1 pseudogene is annotated in these 336 nt (G+C 45.5%); it reads right to left on the reverse strand.

Annotated elements, in window-relative coordinates:
• Positions 1-336, reverse strand: a pseudogene (locus tag GPK60_RS08205) (YtxH domain-containing protein); the annotation flags it as partial.

Genomic DNA, 336 nt, shown 5'->3' on the forward strand with positions numbered 1-336 from the left:
TGTTTTCTTTTGATTACTTCTGGATTCCACTACATTTGGCTGGTTCGTTCTGGTAACACCTTTGACCTGTTGTTCCTGTCTGATATTGGTTCGGACAGTTTCTTTTCCAGCCTTGACTTCTACATTTTTTATCACAGGAGAAGTAGCAGGACGCTTCATATCCGGCTTTATGACCGTATCGGTCTGTGCTGTTTTTGGAACAGGTGTGGCAACAGGGCGTTCATGGCTTCTGGTAGCTCCGGCTGTCGCTGATCCATTCGCATGAACTGTCTGCCTTGCTTCCTGTGCTTTCTGTAATTCCTGCTTTTTCTGTGAGATATTTTCCCTGTGCAGGTT

The sequence above is a fragment of the Ruminococcus sp. MCC718 genome (genome assembly GCF_018783905.1).
Taxonomy (GTDB): domain Bacteria; phylum Bacillota; class Clostridia; order Lachnospirales; family Lachnospiraceae; genus Hominisplanchenecus; species Hominisplanchenecus faecis.